The organism is Scytonema sp. HK-05, from assembly GCF_963872035.1.
In the GTDB taxonomy this organism is placed as follows: domain Bacteria; phylum Cyanobacteriota; class Cyanobacteriia; order Cyanobacteriales; family Nostocaceae; genus Kalymmatonema.
Window position 1 is genome coordinate 60000 of the sequence record NZ_CAWMYC010000105.1, and the last position, 19552, is coordinate 79551.

Consider the following 19552-nt stretch of genomic DNA (forward strand, 5'->3'; position numbering starts at 1 on the left):
ATCTTAAGCTAAAAGCTAATGCCCGCTAGCTGATGGCTTTAACAAAAGCTTTAAATCAACTTAAGCAGGAGAGCACATTAAAAAATGGCGACACTGAAAAAACCTGATCTGAGCGATCCAAACTTAAGAGCCAAACTGGCGAAAGGCATGGGTCACAACTATTACGGCGAACCAGCTTGGCCCAATGACCTGCTGTACGTGTTCCCTGTTGTGATTATGGGGTCTTTCGCTTGTATCGTGGCTCTATCTGTCTTAGACCCCGCCTTAACCGGGGAACCAGCGAATCCCTTCGCTACACCGCTGGAAATTCTACCGGAGTGGTACCTCTATCCGGTATTTCAGATTTTGCGTTCAGTTCCTAACAAACTCTTAGGGGTGGTATTGATGGGTTCCGTACCCCTAGGGCTGATTCTTGTTCCCTTTATTGAGAACGTGAATAAGTTCCAAAACCCCTTCCGCCGCCCAGTAGCGACTACAGTGTTCTTACTTGGCACCTTGATTACTCTGTGGCTGGGAATTGGTGCTACTTTCCCAATAGATAAGTCCTTCACCTTTGGGCTTTTCTAAATTAGTCCCCACAAAGCGCTTTGACGCCTGTGAGTTTCTCGGCAAGTGCAGATGTGCTTTTCTGGAGAAATCAACAGGCGTCAATTTTAATCATCGAGGTTGCATCTTGCATTTTAACGTATCGCCGTAATTCCCCATCCGCGATGCGGTAAGGATGTAAGGCGGCGAGCGAGATAAATACCTCCGACTCATATCAACCGTCAGGTTGATTCGGGAGTGGGGTGGTTGAGAAGTTCTCAGTCTCTCCGGAATATTACGAGTAATCGTTGTATAATGGTATTGGTCAATGATCCACCCACACGGCTGAAAACAACAGAGTCATTGCTAGCGGTAATACGCGAACCCTCGCTAAAAGCCCGTGACAAAGGGGGAATGGGATTTGCCACTGGGACTTGTCAACCACACGACCTGTGAATCCTCGGAATAAAAATCAAAACTGCCAAGGGATACGCAGGGCGGCTGCCTGGGTTCCTCCCCATCGAGGATAAAGCTGGAAACAGTAGAGAGGGAGAGTAAGACCATGACCGGATTTGGTTCCGGACATTCAGCAATGGGTGTACCTAACGTGGCATCTGCCAATGAGACAGTAAGCCCAATTCGCCATACGGAGGCGTGCTTTAGTTTTGTATACAGATTTCATTTCAGAATTTTAAGTCTGTAATATACAAAAGGTAGAAACTTTCACTTACTTACATTCAAGTCAAGGTCAATGCTAAGCATAGTGCAGCAAGACCATCTGACGGTGAAGAGCGAACTAAAACTTCTAAACCAGGTGCAACAATGGTTTGAACAATTTTGTCTGCAACACTTGTCTCAACTTGGTTGGTCAGAAAGCCAGCTCTATCGCCTCAATTTAGCATTAGCAGAAGGCTTTACCAATGCTGTGCGTCATGCTCATCATGCCTTACCACCGGAAACAACCATAGAAATTGATGTTTCTTTGTGGATTGATCGGTTGGAGGTTAGAATCTGGGATTATGGAAAACCGTTTAATCCCGATGCGATCACAGAGCCAGAACCAGGTACTCTCCAAGTTGGGGGCTATGGATGGTTTCTCCTGCGGCGCTTGGCTGACCATGTTGTCTACGAACGTGGTGCAGATGGAAGAAATTGCCTGCTCATCGTCAAGTATGGTTTACAGGGGTAGCAGTCAGAGTAAAGAAAAACAAGCAAGGGCAAATGCAGGGTGTTTAAAGTTTTGGGAAAGCGGGGAGTGTTGGAGGAAAATGCTCCCTGGCTTTGCCTGTAAACTCATGTATTGACTAAATAAATAAGTAACTATAAATACGGCTGCTTATCTGTAAACTACCGTAAATTGCAGAAAAATGATTGATTTTTAGGGAAATTCGTTGTAATAAGCAGATATTTTACTTGTATAAAAAACACATCCATCTTATATCAAGTCCGGTTAAATATAGCAATCCTATTTAATTTGTGAAAATCGCGTATGCTTAGATTCCCGACTTCTTTAAGAAGTCGGGAATCTTGTTGTTCACATAGCCTACAGCAGCCCGTAGGGCATATGATTTAGGATTGCTATATAACAGTGAATATACATGAAAATACCAATCATTCAAGTGGGAAAAGACAAAGATTTTAGTCAACATTTAAAAACAAAAGTTCATCATGTTTTCGTGTTTATACAAGTTTTTGAACGAGAAGGCGGAATTCAATCATATGTAAAGGATATTTTTCGAGCTTATTTAGCATTGAACGAACCTTTCTATGCAGAAGTATTTTTACTCAGGGATAGTCCTAGCTGCTTTAATCCTTTTGAGTCAGAAAGTTTAAAATTTCATTACTTCAAATCCAAATCTCCCCTACTGGAACGAGTCAGAATGGCTATGGCATTACTCTTCCATTTGTTGCGCCAGCGACCACAGCACGTCTTTTGCGGTCATGTGAACCTTGCGCCATTGGTTGGTCTGTTGTGTCAACCTTTGGGAATTCCTTACACAGTCATGACTCATGGGAAAGAGGTTTGGCAACCGTTACCAACTTCCATAAAATCTAGCCTACAAAAAGCCGCGCAAATTTGGACAGTCAGCCGTTACACTCGTCAAGTCGCCTGTGCGGTTAATCAGCTAGACCCTAATCAAGTAAAATTATTACCTTGCGCTGTGAATGGTAATGATTTTACTCCAGGAACAAAATCGACAGCGTTATTAGAGCGGTATGGTTTGACAAAAACAAAGGTACTGATGACGGTAGCGCGACTGTGGTCAGGTGATATTTATAAAGGTGTGGATGTCACAATTCAGGCGTTACCACAAATAGCTGATGTTTTCCCTGAGGTAAAATACTTGGTCATTGGTCGTGGCGATGACCAACCTCGATTAGCCAAGCTGGCTGAAGATTTGGGCGTAGGCGATCGCGTAATCTTTGCTGGGTTCGTTCCTACAGAAGAATTGGCAGAACATTACCGTCTTGCTGATGCCTACGTGATGCCTTCCCAAGAAGGCTTTGGTATTGTGTACCTAGAGGCAATGGCTTGTGGTGTGCCTGTGCTGTCTGGTGATGCAGATGGATCAGCCGATCCGTTACAGGATGGTAAACTGGGATGGCGGGTTCCACACCGTGATCCAAATGCTGTGGCGGCGGCTTGTATAGAAATACTCAAAGGAGATGACCCACGATGTGATGGACAATGGCTGCGAGAACAGGCGATCGCCCTATTTGGTATCGATGCTTTCCAGAAGCGGTTGAAAGAGCAGCTTTTGTCCTTAGTCAACAGTCCATAGCCAAGAGTCTATGTTTGTTGAGTTTTATAACTAAGTCTTATTGACCATTAATGATTAACTATTGACTTCTTAGTAAAATCGCTATCCTAGAGGGAGAGCAGGACAACATTTAAAAAATGAGCCTTAAAACGTTTCAGTTTAATCTATCTAATCTACGCCCTTGGCTCACTTTGCTAGCAATTACATGGTTGCTGGGGTCATTAGGCTTGGGCTGGTTGGTTAACTCCTTAGTGATTATTGTTGGGCTATTGTTGTTGACACCGATTCTCGTGTATTTTGGGTTTCGCTGGTGGCTGCAATACAACTTGGCGAGTGACCAGTGTCCCGTTTGTCGATATGAATTTACAGGTTTAAATAACACTGAATTGCAATGTCCTAACTGTGGGGAGCAGTTATTGGTACAACAAGGACATTTTCAGCGCTTTACACCTGAAGGCACAATAGATGTGACAGCAGTCGAAGTGTCTAGCAAAGTACTTGATGATTAGTCATCACTCATGAGTCAAAAACTTGACTTTGTAAACTGAATTCTCAAGCTTTAGGGTGCGTTAACGCTCCCTTATCATTTTTATAAGGAAGGCTGGCTGAAAACCCTTGAGGAACAGGCACGTAGTGCCGTCCAAGCGTACTTCAGGCAAGGGATGAAAGCGAACTATAAGGCGTTTACGCCTTTTGCAAATATGCTTTGATGTTTAAATCAGTACAAGATTTAAAAACCTACCCCCGGACTGGGGGAAAGTCTACGCCCGAAACAACTTTGAGGAGATATCAATACGCAATGAAAGTGCAAACGTGTTGAGCCGCTTAACCTGAGTGATCAGGATATTAAGGCAGCAATGTCTTAAGAATCTCTGCTCCTTTAGGACAGAGAGTGTCAACAGTCATTAAGCTTCTTGCAAAAGTCAAGAGTTATGAAAATGAAACCACAGATGCATACCAATAAATTATCTGTTTCTTCGCTTCGCTCAAGGGCAAGGTTAATCTGTGTGCATCCGTGGTTCTAATTCTCTTACTTAAATTTACTGCTATTGACTTGTATATAACTTAACAACCAGTTTGCAGCTGTTGCCCTCCGCGTTTGCCGAGGTCCAAATTCACCAATTTTGTAACCTTTGAAACCCAGTTTTTCTTTCAAGAGCTGTTTGTTCTCTGAAGGAATCGAACGAGTTAACTTAACTGTTGCAGGGCGAGAGTCGATAAAATCCGGTGGTTCTGAGTACTCATCCCGCCATTCTGGTGCGACTTCCTGAGTATCCCACTGTTCGGTTAAGGAGTTGTAGCGATACCCCAAGCAGTGCCATACCAATTGGTTGACTGTAGCATCATCAATTTCCTCATTGAGAATTGCCCAAATAGTTTCTGTCTTAAGTGGTGGCAAGTTTGACATAAACAAATTAGTTGGAATTAAGAATTCTCTGGTGCATAATAAACAGGGTAGGCTGGAAATAGTAAAGACTTGACCAGTTAATGCAGAATACCACACCGCACTCCAAGCAAGTCCGCGCTCATGTCATTATTTCTGGAAGAGTTCAAGGGGTAGGCTATCGCTACGCCACTGTGGATACAGCGACCCAACTGGGATTAACAGGTTGGGTGCGGAACCTCCCTGATGATCGAGTCGAAGCAGTATTTGAAGGTAAGCAAGGGGTTGTAGAACAGATGATTCGCTGGTGTTACCAAGGACCTCCGGCCGCAATGGTTAAAGATGTATCCGTAGAATACGAGGAACCGGAAGGATTGCAGGGATTTGAAGTCAGGCGTTTTGATAAGCCTTAGCTGGATCAGTAATCAACACGGCTGTTCCTTCTATTTTGCCATTGCGAATTGCCTCTAAAGCTTCATTTGCTTGACTCAAGACGAAGGGATTCACTTGAGTACGGATAGGAACTTTGGGGGCTAATGCGAGAAACTCTTCTCCATCTTGACGTGTGAGATTTGCAACAGACCGCAAAACCCTTTCTTCCCAAAGAATCTCATAGGGAAAAGATGGAATATCGCTCATGTGGATACCAGCACAAACTACAATACCGCCTTTAGCAACCGCACGCAAAGCTGCGGGTACAAGTTTCCCTATCGGAGCAAAAATAATCGCTGCATCCAAGGGTTCCGGCGGTAATGCGTCTGAGTCACCAGCCCAAGTTGCCCCCAACTGACGCGCAAACTCTTGTCCTTGAGTGTCACCAGAACGGGTAAAAGCAAAAACTTGACGCCCTTGATAACGAGCGAGTTGAATTAAAATATGTGCTGCTGAGCCAAAGCCATAAAAACCTATTTTTTCAGCATCGCCAGTCATTGTGTAAGCACGATAGCCAATTAATCCCGCACATAACAGTGGTGCTGCTTGTAAGTCAGGATAGTCGCTAGGAATGGAAAAGCAAAAGCTTTCATCCGCAACAGTGTACTCTGCATAGCCGCCATCAAGGTTGTAGCCTGTGAACTGGGCATAGTCACAAAGGTTTTCACGCCCAGAAAGACAGTAGCGACAGCAATCGCAAGTATGACCTAACCAGGGAACACCGACGCGATCGCCTACCTGAAATTTCTCCACACGTTCTCCAATTGCTTCTACCGTACCGACAATTTGATGCCCAGGTATCAGAGGTAGTTTTGGCTGCGTCAATTCCCCATCCACAATATGCAAATCTGTACGACAGACAGCACAAGCATGAACGTGAATTAATACTTGTTGTGGATTAGGTTTTGGCACTGGCAAGTCGGCTAACCGCAGGGGTTGACGCGGTGTCTCCAAAATCATCGCACGCATAAGCCATCTAGACCTCCGCAAGGGTACTCCCGCCACACCGGAACGGTTGGCGGCGATGGGGAATTGCGAGGCGATAGAAGGGATTCGATGTCCCTTCTATAGCCAAATCAATTATTATGAACACGGTTAATTTTCTTTTTGAGACTACGAATATATTCACGAATCACCTCTGTTTGAGTTCTACTTTCTTGGTGACAATAGGTTTTCAGGATTTCCAGTTCTGATTCTGGCAATCGAATTGTTAATGGTCTATCACGGCTCATACTGCAATAATTAGTAAATATGCAGTACAATGGTAACATGATGCTAACTTACCAGTACAAACTCAACCCAACATCAGAACAGGTTGTCACACTCGAAACCTGGGGTCAGTTGTTGCGTCGTCACTACAACTATGCGTTAGGGCAAAGGCTAGATTGGTTAAACCGTACAAGATGCCAAATTGACCGTTGCAGTTTAGTTTGTGAGCCAATTGGTGAGATTCCAGATAAACCTGACTACTACACACAAGCATCAGACCTTAAGCAAACGAAAGAACTTTTTCCTGAATATAAGAACATTTACACCGACTGCCAACAACAAAACTTGATGAGGTTGGACAAAGCGTGGAAACGTTGGTTAATCCCTGACAAAAACGGCAACAGGGGAGGACGACCACGTTTTAAGAAGCGCGGTGAGATCTGTTCTTTTACGTTTCCGCGTGTTAATTCTCTAAAGGCAGGCGCACACCTAACAGGCAAGACTCTTAAGCTGTCTAAGATTGGTGAGGTTGAAGTTATTCTGCACCGTCCAATTCCAGATGGCTTTGAAATTAAGCAAGCAACGATTTTACACAAAGCTGACGGATGGTATTGTAGCTTCGCACTGGAAGATAAGACCGTTCCCACTTTCGTACCTATTGACGAAATCAAAACTGCTACTGGCATAGATGTAGGGTTGGAGAAGTTTTTAACTACTGCTGACGGTCAAGGTGTTGAAGTACCACGGTATTATCGGAAAGCACAAGCAACTTTAGCTCGTGGGCAACGCAAGCTTGTACGTAAAATCAAGGGGTCTAAGAACTACCAAAAGCAAGCCAGCAAGGTTGCTAGACTTCATTTGCACGTTGCAAGACAGCGTAAAGAGTTTCATTATCAAGTTGCTCATTGGCTAGCTAACTCCTATGACTTAATCATTTTTGAAAACCTGAACATTAAGGGCTTGGCTAGAACACGACTAGCTAAGTCGATACTAGATGTAGCTTGGGGTGCATTCCTCCAAATCATGCAAGCTTTCTTCGGTCAGACGCGGCAAGCACACACGAGGAGTTGACCCTAGAGGGACTAGTATTAACTGTTCTGGTTGTGGGCAGAGGGTCGAGAAAACTCTTGCGGTTCGTGTTCATAGTTGTTCCTGTGGGTTGATTATTGACAGGGACTGGAACTCAGCACTTAATCTGTTAAATCTTGGGTCGGTTGGACTACCGATTCCTGGCTGCGGAGGCTTAGAGGTTGCTCAGCCACTGAGGCAGCAAGTCTCATTTGTGAACTTGAGATGCTCCTTGCACCCTGCGCTTGCGGTTAGCGGGAGAGTTGTCACTTAGTCGTTCATTTCTTTCAATGTAGCCAATGCTGAAGGAGACAACCGACTGAGATAGCGGAATATCCAGTATTTAGAAATCGTATCTAAAATCACAGGGAAAGTGGCAATAAAAAGAGAGATCACACTTTGATTTGCTGGAAGCCCCAAATGTTCTGCGAATCCTTCAAGAATCACCTCCCAACCATGTGGTGAGTGGAATCCAACAAATATATCTGTGAAGAGAATAATTATGAAAGCCTTGGCACTGTCGCTCAGACCATAGATAACATCATCTATAAAAGATTTTACAATCGCAATTTCTCTTTTGCTTGTAACAATGACTAATGCAAAAGCTATCAGTGACATCACATCAGCAAAAACATTGCTAATAGCCTCATTACTTTTCTCTTGAAATTCCTCTGCAATTTCACGAACTTTATGTTTGACTTTTTCTTCTATTACCTCAGCAGAGATTGGCGGTGCTTGGCGAACTAGGCTCTCAAATTTTAGTTTTTTTTCAAAAGTTTTTAATTCGCTAAGAGCTTCTTCCTCCATTTCATTATTCAGGAAAAGTTGAGTGAAATTTTCACCTCTAATGCGCTCTACTATTGGATTAATTAAAAACTGCTTAGAAAAATGCTGAGTTAGAAGAGGCACAATAACTAGCATCACCAAAAATCTTATAGCAGTCCTTGTTCTCTTTCTAGAAATTTGAAAATTTCTTACAAAATTTTCTTCTGCTTGTGGAGACAAATCCCCCTTAATTTTATTAAGGGTTCTCCCAATAGACCTCGGAAATGCACCTGTTTTTTGAAAAACAGGGTTAACTTTCATATTGTTAACACGAGAATAATCTGACTGGTTGTTAACTTCATTCCCGTTAATTTGTAATGGTTGAGAGACTGGTATTATCTGGTCGTCACTATTTTTTTCTTGTGTAATATTTTGTGTAATATACTTAGAACTTACCTCATCAATAAACTTCAGTTTCTCCAGAAAAACGGGATTTGATATATTTAAAAGAGAATAGCTGAATCGAAATTCTGCCAATTTTACTTTGAGAATAGTTAAATTTTTTTGAAGGGATACCTCCCAATAAGCCATTACACTTTCACTATAATTAGCTGACTCAGGAGATATTGTTTTACCACCAAACTGTTCTATTTCAATATTTTTAATTATCTGAGCCGCTTGGTAAGCTTCTGATAGTGCTCTTTCTGGCGTCTTCAAGAACCATTGCTGACTACGTTCTAAGTATTCTTTAATTTTTTGGCGGAGAAACCCTGTATTTTTATTGAAGAATGAAGCTTTCATGGTAAATATTGCTCAACTATGTATTTTGCTGTTGTTTTGGTATTGAAAATTGATAATGGCTAATAAGTAATAATTTTTCTTTATTACTCATTAGCCATTGTTAATTAATAACTTCTTAAATAGATAGCTTATTCTGAGTGTACACCTATAAGAGGATTTGGTACAGGCAATGGACGATTTTGTAAAAGTTTAAATTGTCTGGTACTAGCATCATATGTGAAGACTTCTCCACTCTCAATTTCGTAAATCCAGGCATGGAGAGTGAGTTGACCGCTGTGAAGTCTAGATCGAATAACTGGGTAAGTTTCCAGGTTTTCTATCTGTGTCAGGACGTTCTGTTCAATTGCAACCTTTAATAGTTTATCACTAGGATAATCCTTGTAGTTGTCTAGGACAAGACGACGGGTAGGTTCGCCATAATGCCTTAACCAATCGTATACCAAAGGCATCTGGTGAGCAAGATTACCTATTTGCAAGAGTCCTTTCATGGCTCCGCAGTGGGAATGACCGCAGACAACAACATCCTTAATATCCAAAGCTTGAACAGCATATTCTATACCAGCACCTTCACCACCATTGGGCGTTCCATAGGGTGGGATAATATTACCAATGTTACGAATAACAAATAACTCTCCTGGCTGGGTTTGAGTTATTAAATTAGGGTCAATGCGAGAGTCAGAGCAAGTAATAAGTAAAACATCAGGAGTTTGACCGTGAGATAAATGCTCGAAGAACTCTCGATGTGTAATGAAATAGTTGTCATGAAACTCATGAAGACCTGCAATTAGGCGTTTTATTGGCACAATTCGATTCCTCTCTCAAAAACAAATCTTTCTTTTTAAACTTCATATTATTTAGCGACTTTTCCGTAAAAAAATTCTTTTTTTTTGGTAAATAGCAGAGACTTTCTTTTTCAATAGAGCCTCTTGTCAGAGCATTTAATGAGCAATATACTTAGCATCAGAAACAATACATATGCCTCCATTTTTTTTGAGGATAGGTCTAATCGCTTCCACTAATTGATGTTCTTATTCTTGTGTACAAACACTCATTACATAACCCATATACAGGTTTTCTAAATCATCAATGAGTTTGCCTTTATCACCTTTGCCTGTAACATCTTTGATTGATGATGGTATGTATAGCCAGACACACCTTTTCTAAAATGTCTAAAACTTGTTGTAGTTCTAAAGAATTGGTAATGATTTATAACTTCTTGACTGCTTTCACTCTGCTACACTCCCATTATTTTAATAATGTTCATATACAATGGAATTCCTATAATAATATTGAAGGGGAATGTGAGTGCCAGAGCCATAGAAACATACAAACTAGGATTTGCTTCTGGAACTGTCATCCTCATAGCTGCAGGAACTGCTATGTAAGAAGCACTCGCACAAAGAACGGCAAACAAAAGGGCATTACCTTGTGGTATACCGATGATTTTGGCAATAATGATTCCCAAAATTGCATTGGCAACAGGCATAAATACAGAAAAAGCAATTAAAAAAGAACCTGTTTTTCTTAAATCTTTGATTCTTCTAGCGGCTACCATTCCCATATCTAGTAGAAAGAATGCTAGAACTCCGTAGAATATCTCTTGAGTAAATGGTTGTAGCTTTTCCCATCCTTTATGCCCTGTCAGTATGCCGATAATCACACTACCAACTAAGAGAAATACAGAACCATTGAGGAAAGCTTCTCGCAAAACTTCATTCCAAGAAAATTCACCATTTTCTTTATTCTGACCGAATACTCTTACTAAAACAATCCCCACAATAATTGCTGGAGATTCCATCAGCGCCAAAGCCGCTACCATGTATCCATCAGAGGTAACGTTAAGTATTTTGAGAAAAGACTGAGCAGTAATAAAAGTGACAGCGCTGATAGATCCATAAGTTGCAGCAATAGCCGCAGCATTATATGCATCAAGTTTTATTTTTAGAACAAAAAATGAGTACACAGGGACGACACAAGCCATCAATATAGCTGCTATCAGTGTCAACGCTACTTGTGGATTAATTCCACTCTCCTCAAGTTCATATCCTCCCTTAAACCCGATAGCAAGCAGCAAGTAAAGAGAAAACAGTTTTGGCAAAGGTTGGGGAATTTCCAAATCCGATTTCAGAAAAATTGCCAGCATCCCCAAAAAGAAAAACAACACTGGCGGATTTAATATGTTTGATAAGATAAGGCTTGAATTCATGCCTACTAAACCTGATATTTGCAAATAAGACCGGGAATGATAATCGGCATCAGAGCATTTACTGAAATAATTGTTACTAATTGTTAACTCTGTCAGTAAATATATTTGAAGGTTATGGAGATAGTATGAAAATTGTGTGTCGATGTTGTGACATGACTTTGATCAAGGCAACGTACTAATTTAGAACGGGTGATAGAGCAAGCTCAAATGAATTTTATAAATTTTGAAAAATTGTCATAAGATTTTGACAATTTTGAGTCCATACGCAGAAATTACCCCTTATGGACAAACTTGGTGAGCCTGGGAAGCTAAAACCGCAATCTGTAAATAAATAAAACGGGTCAACTACCCACACTAACACTCGGTGTATAGTGTGGGCTTGCAAGAGTCAGCTTGTAACGTAAGAGATGACTAGAACCCATGAGACTTGTTCTGTTACGGACTTCCGAATGTTTCCCTAGTTCGGATTATCTCCAAACCTACTGATTATAGGTGCTTGTAGAAAGGACATACTGAACAGGTTGGGCTAAGGGACTTATAACTTACACGAAAGGATTATCTCCATGAGTCGTGTTCCAGTATTAGACAAAGATGGATTAGCACTAATGCCCACCAAGCCGAGTCGAGCAAGACGTTGGCTAATGTAAAAATATAAAAAAGTCTTACAATTTGAAGGCTTGTAACTATTATATTACTGTTAAAGTTCACGCAAACCTCAAAAAAGAAAGTTGTACAATTTTCAAAGGATTCATCACATTGATAAATAAAAAAGTTATACAATTTTTATAAAACCTGCCCTGTAGTGATTTGAAACTATTTGCCCCAAGATTCAGTGGTGAGCGCTCTCAATTTATAGATAGTAGTAGAAAGCGATCGCCCCAAGGATAGTGCGCTTTGCACAATCGCCTTCGCTTCCCCTCATGCAGCCCAATTTTTACACAGTGACTCTGCTTGTTCCAGCACCGTCACCGTTGCCTTTTCCTGCTTGTCTGGTAGATAGCCGTATTTCCGCAGCAGGCGTTTGACTAGCCGTCTGAGATTGGGTTTGACGTTTTCTTTCTGTATCCAGTTGATGGTGACATTACGGCAGACTGTCTCCACTAATTCACGGGCGATCGCCGTTCGCGCAGCGTGTCCGACAGGACAAGGCTAATCGCTCCGTTATCGCCCTTAGTGTTTCGTTATCTTAAACTATAACCGAAGTATTATTTACATCCAAAGTATAGTCGCACACTAGCTTATTCTCACTTGCTCTTAAAAAATGATGTAATAATAAATACTAAAAAAGAAAATGCTTCGACATGGTTAGACTTGAAGAATTGACAAAAGGCACGCAAGTCAAAGGCATTCTACCAAATAGTATTGTCACCATTGTCGATGCTCAGTGGCATGGCTCGGATGTTGTCGAATTGACCTATAAGGATGCCAGTGGTTCTCTAGGGAATGAGTTGGTATTTCGAGACAGGGAATCTACTCTGGAAATTGTGACCTCTGGCGGTGCTTGGAGTTTTACCGCTGATGGTACTAATTTTCGCTTGGTATCAGAAGCGCACCGTATCAATCTTGCTCATCTGTTCGACCCACTGCTAGCTGTTCATACATCCCTGGTAGAACCACTACCACACCAAATCACCGCTGTCTACGGGGAAATGCTGACTCGCCAACCCCTGCGGTTCCTGTTGGCAGATGATCCAGGAGCGGGTAAAACTATTATGGCGGGGTTGTTGATACGAGAATTGCTTATCCGAGGCGACTTGCATCGTTGCTTGGTAGTTTGTCCCGGCAGTTTAGCGCTACAGTGGCAGGATGAACTGGGTCAAAAGTTCCATTTGCCTTTTGAAATTCTCACTAATGACCGTATTGAAGCGGCACGGACGGGGAATGCTTTTGTGGAGATGCCGTTACTCATTGTACGGCTGGACAAACTCAGTCGTAATGAAGACTTGCAAGCCAAGTTAGCGCAAACAGATTGGGATTTGGTTGTTTGCGATGAGGCTCACAAAATGTCGGCTTCGTTCTTCGGGGGTGAAATTAAGGAGACGAAACGCTATAAACTGGGTAAGTTGCTGTCAAGTTTGACGCGGCATTTTTTATTAATGTCGGCGACACCACACAACGGTAAGGAAGAGGACTTTCAGTTGTTTTTGGCGTTGCTGGATGGTGACAGATTTGAGGGACGCTTTCGCGATGGTGTCCATGTCATGGATACTTCTGACTTGATGCGGCGATTGGTTAAAGAAGATTTGCTGAAATTTGATGAGAAGCCGCTATTTCCAGAACGCCAAGCCAGCACGATAGAGTACGAACTTTCGGATTTAGAAGCGGTTCTTTATAAACGAGTCACTGAGTATGTGCGCGAGGAATTTAATCGCGCTGATGCTTTGGAAAATGAAGGACGCAAAGGTACGGTTGGCTTTGCTTTGACTATTTTGCAGCGCCGACTTGCTTCTTCACCAGAAGCTATCTACCAATCACTGCTACGCCGTCGGGAACGGTTACAGAAAAGACTACGGGAAGAAGAATTATTAAAGCGGGGACAGTCAGCAAGTTTTGATTTTGGACGAGTTATCGACTTAGAAGATATAGAAGATGATTTGGAGGATATTCCAGGAGAAGAACGCGAAGCTACAGAACAGGAAGTTATTGACCTTGCTACGGCATCACGTACAATTGCTGAATTACAAACAGAAATTGCTCTTTTACAAGAATTAGAACAACTAGCACTACAAGTAAGACGTAGTGGTAAAGATAAAAAATGGGAAGAACTCTCGAATCTGCTGCAAAATAATGCCGAAATGTTCAATGCTGAAGGACATCGGCGCAAACTGGTGATTTTTACTGAGCATCGGGACACTTTAAATTATTTAACAGATAGGATTCGGACGCTACTTGGACGTACTGAAGCGGTAGTGACGATTCACGGCGGAATGGGACGCGAAGAACGCCGCAAAGCGCAGCAAGCTTTTACTCAAGACATTGAAGTGCAAGTATTAATAGCGACAGATGCTGCGGGTGAGGGGATTAACCTGCAACGATCGCACCTCATGGTGAATTATGACTTGCCTTGGAATCCCAACCGCCTCGAACAGCGTTTTGGACGCATTCACCGAATTGGACAGACAGAAGTGTGTCATCTGTGGAATTTGTTGGCAGCAAAAACTCGTGAAGGGGATGTGTATCTAGCGCTGTTGAAGAAGTTGGAGATAGAACAGCAGGCGCTAGGTGGTAAAGTCTTTGACGTTTTAGGAAAAGCCATCGCTGGCGCTGAGTTACGAGAATTGTTAATTCAGGCAATTCGTTATGGCGATCGCCCAGATGTCAGAGAACGTCTTAACCAAGTGGTAAAAGACAAACTCGATCAACAGCGGCTACGCGAACTTTTGGAAGAACGAGCTTTGGCACGAGATTCGATGAATATTGCCAAAGTACAGCAAGTTCGGGAAGAAATGGAACGGGCGCAGGCAAGGCGGCTGCAACCTCATTTTATTGCTTCTTTCTTCCTGGAAGCTTTTACCCAGCTTGGTGGAACAGTGCGTCAACGAGAACCACAGCGCTATCAAATCACCCATGTTCCAGCACTTATCCGTAATAGAGGACGACAAATTGGTGTAGGAGACGTACTGGGGCGGAGTTACGAACGGATTTGTTTTGATAAAGCCCTCATTAATCCTCCTACAAAACCAGTGGCGGAATTTATATGTTCTGGACATCCTCTGTTGGATGCCACAATTGACTTAACTTTGGAACGTCATCGGGATTTGTTGAAACAAGGTACTGTCCTGGTAGATGAGAATGACCCCAGCGAAGATGTTCGTGCCTTGGTTTACCTGGAACATTCGATACAAGATGCACGGGTAAGTCCCAATGGTACACGACGGGTGGTGTCCCGACGGATGCAGTATGTGGAAATTTGCCCTCATCCCCCAACCCCTTCTCCCACGAGGGGAGAAAGGGAGAATATACACCTCTCACCCAGAATAGGAGAAGAGGAGAATAGGCACCCCTCTCCCAGAATGGCAGAACAGGAGAACAGACACCCCTCTCCCATTCTGGGAGAGGGGACGGGGGTGAGGGCAAAAAATGCAGGCTATGCGCCTTACCTCAATTATCGTCCGCTGACGGATGAAGAAAAGTCTGTTGTGGAAGCGGTACTAGAACAATCTTGGTTGCGAAAAGATTTGGAACTACAGGCAAAGAGTTATGCGATCGCCAATCTTGTTCCCCAACATCTTCAAGAACTAAGGCAGCGCAAAGAGGAACTCATTGCTAAGACGATGGTAGCGGTGAAAGACAGATTGACCAAGGAAATACATTACTGGGACCATCGGGCAGAAGAACTGAAAATGCAAGAAGAAGCTGGCAAGCCTAATGCCAAAATTAACTCAGGCAAAGCACGTCAGCGAGCAGATGAGTTGCAAGCGCGGTTGATGCAGCGTTTGGAAGAATTAGAGCAAGAACGCAGATTATCGCCATTACCGCCTGTGGTGGTTGGGGGTGCGCTGGTGGTGTCGGTAGGTTTGCTGCAACGACTGCAAGGCAAGCGACAGTCAGCAGCAGCGATGTTTGCCAGGGAGACTAAACGGGTTGAACTCGCAGCAATGGCGGCGGTGATGGAAGCAGAACGTCGTTTGGGGAACGAACCAAGGGATGTGAGTGCAGAAAAATGCGGCTATGATATCGAGTCGCGTCCCCTCACCCCGCCTACGGCACCCCTTACCCCATCCACGGCACCCCTCACCCCATCCACGGCACCCCTCACCCCGCCTACGGCACCCCTCTCCCATTCTGGGAGAGGGGCAGGGGGTGAGGGCTTACGATTTATTGAAGTGAAGGGGCGAATTGCAGGTGCAGAAACAGTAACAGTGACAAAAAATGAAATTATCACCGCCTTAAATAAACCAGAGAATTTTATTTTGGCATTAGTACAAGTACCAAAGTCAGAGGAATTTACCGAGGGCGATGCTTGGAAAGTCAAAGCATCCCAAGGGACTTACAACGTGCGTGACAATGATTGCGTCATTCGTTATCTGCGACATCCGTTTCACAAAGAGCCAGATTTTGCAGTGACAAGTATCAATTACGACTGGTGGGAGTTGTGGCAACAGGGAACTGAGCCTATTTAGCCTTCACTTCCTTCTTCTCTCTCCCATTCTGGGAGAGGGGCTGGGGGTAAGGGTACAGCCTCTAGTCACGAAATAATCAGTAATCAGAGTCATTTGATACTTATTCATACTTAATTCTTGACGATCTCTGAAAAATAGTTACACTGTAAGAAGTCAAAAATATTACCTAATTTTTCTCTGTTAAAGGACAACGGAGCAAGTCCCTCCGTTTCCTACATTACGCATCTATCAAACTATACAAGCTGTATATCCACAGAATTATTTTTAAGTCCGCTTAGCGGGCTGATTTTGTTATGCCTAATTTTTAACTCAGTGTTCTAAGGGTTTGATTGACTAATACTAATGTATTATATTTATCCAGATGAATTATCGCAAGAAGCTAATCGAAGTCGCGTTACCACTTGAAGCAATTAATAAAGAATCTGCAAGAGAAAAATCAATTCGACACGGACATCCTTCAACACTGCATTTATGGTGGGCGCGGCGACCTTTAGCGGCTTGTCGGGCGGTGTTGTTTGCATCTTTGGTGGATGATCCATCGAGTCATCCTGATAAATTTCCTACTGAAGAGGCGCAGGAAACAGAAAGAAAACGTCTGTTTGAAATTATCGAACAATTGGTGAAGTGGGAGAATATCAACAATCAGGATGTTTTAGAGAAAGCTAAAGCAGAAATTCTCAAATCAACTAATAACAATCCGCCGCCTGTGCTTGACCCTTTTTGTGGAGGAGGTTCTATACCTCTGGAAGCCCAGAGATTAGGGTTAGAAGCGCATGGTAGTGACATCAATCCGGTGGCGGTTTTGATTACCAAAGCTTTGATTGAAATTCCACCGAAGTTTGCAAATCAGCCTCCTGTTAACCCTGATTCTCGCAAAAACTCTCTGAGTACTAAAAAATGGTATGGGGCGCAGGGATTGGCTGAAGATGTGCGCTATTACGGGCAATGGATGCGGGATGAAGCTTTTAAGCGAATTGGGCATTTGTATCCTAAGGTGAATTTACCCTCATCCCCCAGCCCCTTCTCCGATAACGGGAGAAGGGGAGAAGATACACCCCTGTGCGAAAACGGGAGAAAGGGAGAAGAAAATACACCTCTCTCACCTTCTGGGACAGGGGACGGGGGTGAGGGCAAACAAGCAACAGTTATTGCTTGGTTATGGGCAAGAACAGTGAAATGTCCTAATCCGATTTGTGGTGCAAAAATGCCGTTGGTGCGTTCTTTTGTGCTTTCAACGAAGAAGGATAAGCAAGCGTGGGTTGAACCAATTGTTGATAACAGCCAGCAACCGCCTGTTGTGCGTTTTCAGGTGAAGACTGGCAAAGGTGAGCCTCCAGATGGAACCGTTAGCCGCAAGGGTGCAATTTGTATATGTTGTGGTACGCCTGTGCCTTTAGACTACATTCGCGCTCAGGGGAAAGCAGCGCGGATGGGCACACAGTTAATGGCTATTGTGGCAGAAGGACAGCGTGGGCGGGTGTATTTGTCACCGACTCAAGAACATGAGGAAATTGCAGCTTCAGCACAAGCAGAGTGGAAGCCTGAAACACAACTTTCTATACATCCTCAGTACATGGCAACTCCGCGTTATGGGATGACTCGCCACTGTGACCTATTTACCCCACGTCAGCTTGTAGCCTTAACCAATTTCAGTGACTTAATAAGCGAAGCGAGAGAAAAAGTACTTGCTGATACTGTATCTACTGGGGTATCTGATGATGGCTTACCGCTTTATGAAGGTGGTATCAATGCAACAGCTTATGCAGATGCAGTAGCAATGTATTTAGGGCTTGGGGTAAGTAAACTAAGCGACAGTTTATGCAGTCTAGCAACCTGGAAGCCAAGTATGGATCAAGCGATCCATGCATTTACCAGGCAAGCAATCCCAATGGTATGGGATTATGCAGAATCTAATGCGTTCAATAGTGCAGCGGGTGATTACACAACTACTATTAGCACCATAGTTCGTGCAATAAGTAACTTTGCTACTAATAGTTGTGGCTACAGCCAACACCTCGATGCTACTGGGATTAATAATCATGTTAGCCATCAACTTATTTCCACTGACCCACCCTATTATGATTCAGTGCCATACGCAGACCTGTCAGATTTCTTTTATATCTGGCTACGTCGTTCACTAGGTCATATTTATCCTGACCTGTTCACAACTTTGCTTGTGCCAAAGAGTCAAGAACTTGTTGCAGATCAATTTCGTCATGGCAGCAAAGAAAAAGCACAAAAGTTTTTTGAAGAAGGACTAGGTAAAGTTTTTACTCAGGTACGAAAGATAGCCCATCCAGACTATCCCTTTACTGTTTACTACGCTTTCAAGCAAACTGAAACAGAAGATGATGACAAAGATGGAAGCAGTCAGGTTAGTGTTGCCTCAACAGGTTGGGAAACAATGTTAGAGGGCTTAATTCAATCTGGCTTTACCATCACTGGTACATTACCAATGCGTACAGAATTAAGCAACAGAACGAGGAGCCAAAATTCTAACGCCCTCGCATCCTCTATCGTCCTCGTCTGCCGTCCCCGCCCAGAAACCGCACCATCTACCACACGCCGCCAATTCGTCAACGCCCTCAAACGCGAACTTCCTGATGCCCTACACAAGCTGCAACAAGGCAACATCGCCCCGGTAGACTTGGCACAAGCCAGCATTGGTCCCGGTATGGGAATATACTCCAGCTACAGCAAAGTCTTGGAATCAGATGGCACACCAATGCGCGTTCGCACTGCGCTGCAACTGATTAACCAAACCTTAGACGAATTCCTAGCAGAACAAGAAGGAGAATTTGACGCGGAAACCCGCTTTGCTCTGATTTGGTTTGAACAGCACGCCTTTAATGAAGGGTTGTTCGGCGATGCTGAAACCCTCTCAAAAGCCAAAAATACCTCAGTCAAAGGCATGGAGAACGCTGGCATCCTAGTAGCCAAATCTAGCAAAGTGCGACTACTGCGCCGCGACGAATTGCCGAAAGATTGGAACCCACAAACGGATAACCGCCTCACTGTCTGGGAAGCGACACAGCACATGATTCGGGAATTGCAAGACGGTGCTGGAAATATAGGCGCTGCGAATTTGCTCTCTCAACTAGGAGCCATAGGAGAAGCAGCAAGGGAATTAGCTTATCGGCTGTATAACATTTGCGACAGGAAAGGCTGGGCTGCTGAAGGTGTCGCTTACAACAGCTTGGTGATTTCTTGGTCGGAAATTTCCCGCCTCACTGCTGATAGTGAAGAACAGACTCCTGTACAAGTAGCGTTGTTTTAG

At 43.4% G+C, this 19552-nt stretch carries 16 protein-coding genes; 9 read left to right on the forward strand and 7 right to left on the reverse strand.

The features are described from left to right. Positions 1-84 precede the first annotated feature (84 nt). From petD to AACT52_RS19565, 4 genes are all read left to right on the forward strand, one after another. Positions 85-567: a cytochrome b6-f complex subunit IV gene (petD, locus tag AACT52_RS19545; RefSeq protein ID WP_073632952.1), complete on the forward strand. Its 483-nt coding sequence runs from the start codon at positions 85-87 to the stop codon at positions 565-567. A 709-nt stretch (positions 568-1276) separates the two neighbouring features. Continuing rightward, the gene (locus AACT52_RS19555) at positions 1277-1714 is read left to right on the forward strand and encodes an ATP-binding protein (protein WP_073632953.1); all 438 of its coding nucleotides are present in this window, start codon (positions 1277-1279) and stop codon (positions 1712-1714) included. A 409-nt stretch (positions 1715-2123) separates the two neighbouring features. Next, positions 2124-3308, forward strand: coding sequence for a glycosyltransferase (locus AACT52_RS19560; RefSeq protein WP_073632954.1), 1185 nt, complete (start codon positions 2124-2126; stop codon positions 3306-3308). A gap of 116 nt (positions 3309-3424) precedes the next feature. Further along, on the forward strand, positions 3425-3796 hold the full coding sequence (locus AACT52_RS19565; protein WP_073632955.1) for a hypothetical protein: 372 nt from the start codon (positions 3425-3427) through the stop codon (positions 3794-3796). 521 nt (positions 3797-4317) lie between these two features. Here the strand turns inward: AACT52_RS19565 and AACT52_RS19570 are convergent. Beyond that, positions 4318-4695 (reverse strand): DUF1823 family protein, encoded by a 378-nt coding sequence (locus AACT52_RS19570; RefSeq protein WP_073632956.1) that lies wholly within the window; start codon positions 4693-4695, stop codon positions 4318-4320. Positions 4696-4775: 80 nt separating this feature from the next. On the opposite strand from AACT52_RS19570, the gene AACT52_RS19575 reads away from it, so the two are divergent. Further along, the gene (locus AACT52_RS19575) at positions 4776-5084 is read left to right on the forward strand and encodes an acylphosphatase (RefSeq protein ID WP_073632957.1); all 309 of its coding nucleotides are present in this window, start codon (positions 4776-4778) and stop codon (positions 5082-5084) included. Here the strand turns inward: AACT52_RS19575 and AACT52_RS19580 are convergent. Continuing rightward, positions 5062-6072, reverse strand: a complete 1011-nt coding sequence (locus tag AACT52_RS19580) for a zinc-dependent alcohol dehydrogenase family protein (RefSeq protein ID WP_073632958.1) — start codon at positions 6070-6072, stop codon at positions 5062-5064. The genes AACT52_RS19575 and AACT52_RS19580 overlap by 23 nt on opposite strands. Positions 6073-6179: 107 nt before the next feature. Continuing rightward, positions 6180-6335, reverse strand: a complete 156-nt coding sequence (locus AACT52_RS19585) for a ribbon-helix-helix protein, CopG family (RefSeq protein ID WP_073632959.1) — start codon at positions 6333-6335, stop codon at positions 6180-6182. A 19-nt stretch (positions 6336-6354) separates the two neighbouring features. Between AACT52_RS19585 and AACT52_RS19590 the strand changes: the two genes are divergently transcribed. After that, entirely contained in the window at positions 6355-7383 is a 1029-nt protein-coding gene (locus tag AACT52_RS19590) for an RNA-guided endonuclease InsQ/TnpB family protein (protein ID WP_233154005.1), read from the forward strand. Further along, positions 7319-7654, forward strand: coding sequence for a transposase (locus AACT52_RS19595; protein WP_233154006.1), 336 nt, complete (start codon positions 7319-7321; stop codon positions 7652-7654). The genes AACT52_RS19590 and AACT52_RS19595 overlap by 65 nt, the downstream gene beginning before the upstream one ends. Here the strand turns inward: AACT52_RS19595 and AACT52_RS19600 are convergent. The 4 genes from AACT52_RS19600 to AACT52_RS19615 all read right to left on the reverse strand — a co-directional run bounded on the left by AACT52_RS19600 (position 7651) and on the right by AACT52_RS19615 (position 12268). Continuing rightward, positions 7651-8946 (reverse strand): proton extrusion protein PcxA, encoded by a 1296-nt coding sequence (locus AACT52_RS19600; protein WP_073632960.1) that lies wholly within the window; start codon positions 8944-8946, stop codon positions 7651-7653. The two genes, AACT52_RS19595 and AACT52_RS19600, sit on opposite strands and share 4 nt — an antisense overlap. A gap of 128 nt (positions 8947-9074) precedes the next feature. Then, positions 9075-9749: a carbonic anhydrase gene (locus AACT52_RS19605; RefSeq protein WP_073632961.1), complete on the reverse strand. Its 675-nt coding sequence runs from the start codon at positions 9747-9749 to the stop codon at positions 9075-9077. A 431-nt stretch (positions 9750-10180) separates the two neighbouring features. After that, positions 10181-11152, reverse strand: coding sequence for a sodium-dependent bicarbonate transport family permease (locus AACT52_RS19610; RefSeq protein ID WP_073632962.1), 972 nt, complete (start codon positions 11150-11152; stop codon positions 10181-10183). Between the two features lie 918 nt (positions 11153-12070). Continuing rightward, complete coding sequence (locus AACT52_RS19615) at positions 12071-12268, reverse strand: type I restriction enzyme endonuclease domain-containing protein (protein ID WP_096549398.1); 198 nt, start codon at positions 12266-12268, stop codon at positions 12071-12073. Between the two features lie 185 nt (positions 12269-12453). On the opposite strand from AACT52_RS19615, the gene AACT52_RS19620 reads away from it, so the two are divergent. Together AACT52_RS19620 and AACT52_RS19625 are read left to right on the forward strand one after the other, a co-directional pair. After that, entirely contained in the window at positions 12454-16275 is a 3822-nt protein-coding gene (locus AACT52_RS19620; RefSeq protein WP_073632963.1) for a helicase-related protein, read from the forward strand. 361 nt (positions 16276-16636) lie between these two features. After that, complete coding sequence (locus AACT52_RS19625; RefSeq protein WP_073632964.1) at positions 16637-19552, forward strand: DUF1156 domain-containing protein; 2916 nt, start codon at positions 16637-16639, stop codon at positions 19550-19552.

Excerpts from the sequence above, each read along its gene's own strand:
- petD (WP_073632952.1), top strand. The coding sequence starts at position 85 with ATGGCGACACTGAAAAAACCTGATCTGAGCGATCCAAACTTAAGAGCC.
- AACT52_RS19555 (WP_073632953.1), top strand. The coding sequence starts at position 1,277 with ATGCTAAGCATAGTGCAGCAAGACCATCTGACGGTGAAGAGCGAACTA.
- AACT52_RS19560 (WP_073632954.1), top strand. The coding sequence starts at position 2,124 with ATGAAAATACCAATCATTCAAGTGGGAAAAGACAAAGATTTTAGTCAA.
- AACT52_RS19565 (WP_073632955.1), top strand. The coding sequence starts at position 3,425 with ATGAGCCTTAAAACGTTTCAGTTTAATCTATCTAATCTACGCCCTTGG.
- AACT52_RS19570 (WP_073632956.1), bottom strand. The coding sequence starts at position 4,695 with ATGTCAAACTTGCCACCACTTAAGACAGAAACTATTTGGGCAATTCTC.
- AACT52_RS19575 (WP_073632957.1), top strand. The coding sequence starts at position 4,776 with ATGCAGAATACCACACCGCACTCCAAGCAAGTCCGCGCTCATGTCATT.
- AACT52_RS19580 (WP_073632958.1), bottom strand. The coding sequence starts at position 6,072 with ATGCGTGCGATGATTTTGGAGACACCGCGTCAACCCCTGCGGTTAGCC.
- AACT52_RS19585 (WP_073632959.1), bottom strand. The coding sequence starts at position 6,335 with ATGAGCCGTGATAGACCATTAACAATTCGATTGCCAGAATCAGAACTG.
- AACT52_RS19590 (WP_233154005.1), top strand. The coding sequence starts at position 6,355 with ATGCAGTACAATGGTAACATGATGCTAACTTACCAGTACAAACTCAAC.
- AACT52_RS19600 (WP_073632960.1), bottom strand. The coding sequence starts at position 8,946 with ATGAAAGCTTCATTCTTCAATAAAAATACAGGGTTTCTCCGCCAAAAA.
- AACT52_RS19610 (WP_073632962.1), bottom strand. The coding sequence starts at position 11,152 with ATGAATTCAAGCCTTATCTTATCAAACATATTAAATCCGCCAGTGTTG.
- AACT52_RS19620 (WP_073632963.1), top strand. The coding sequence starts at position 12,454 with ATGGTTAGACTTGAAGAATTGACAAAAGGCACGCAAGTCAAAGGCATT.
- AACT52_RS19625 (WP_073632964.1), top strand. The coding sequence starts at position 16,637 with ATGAATTATCGCAAGAAGCTAATCGAAGTCGCGTTACCACTTGAAGCA.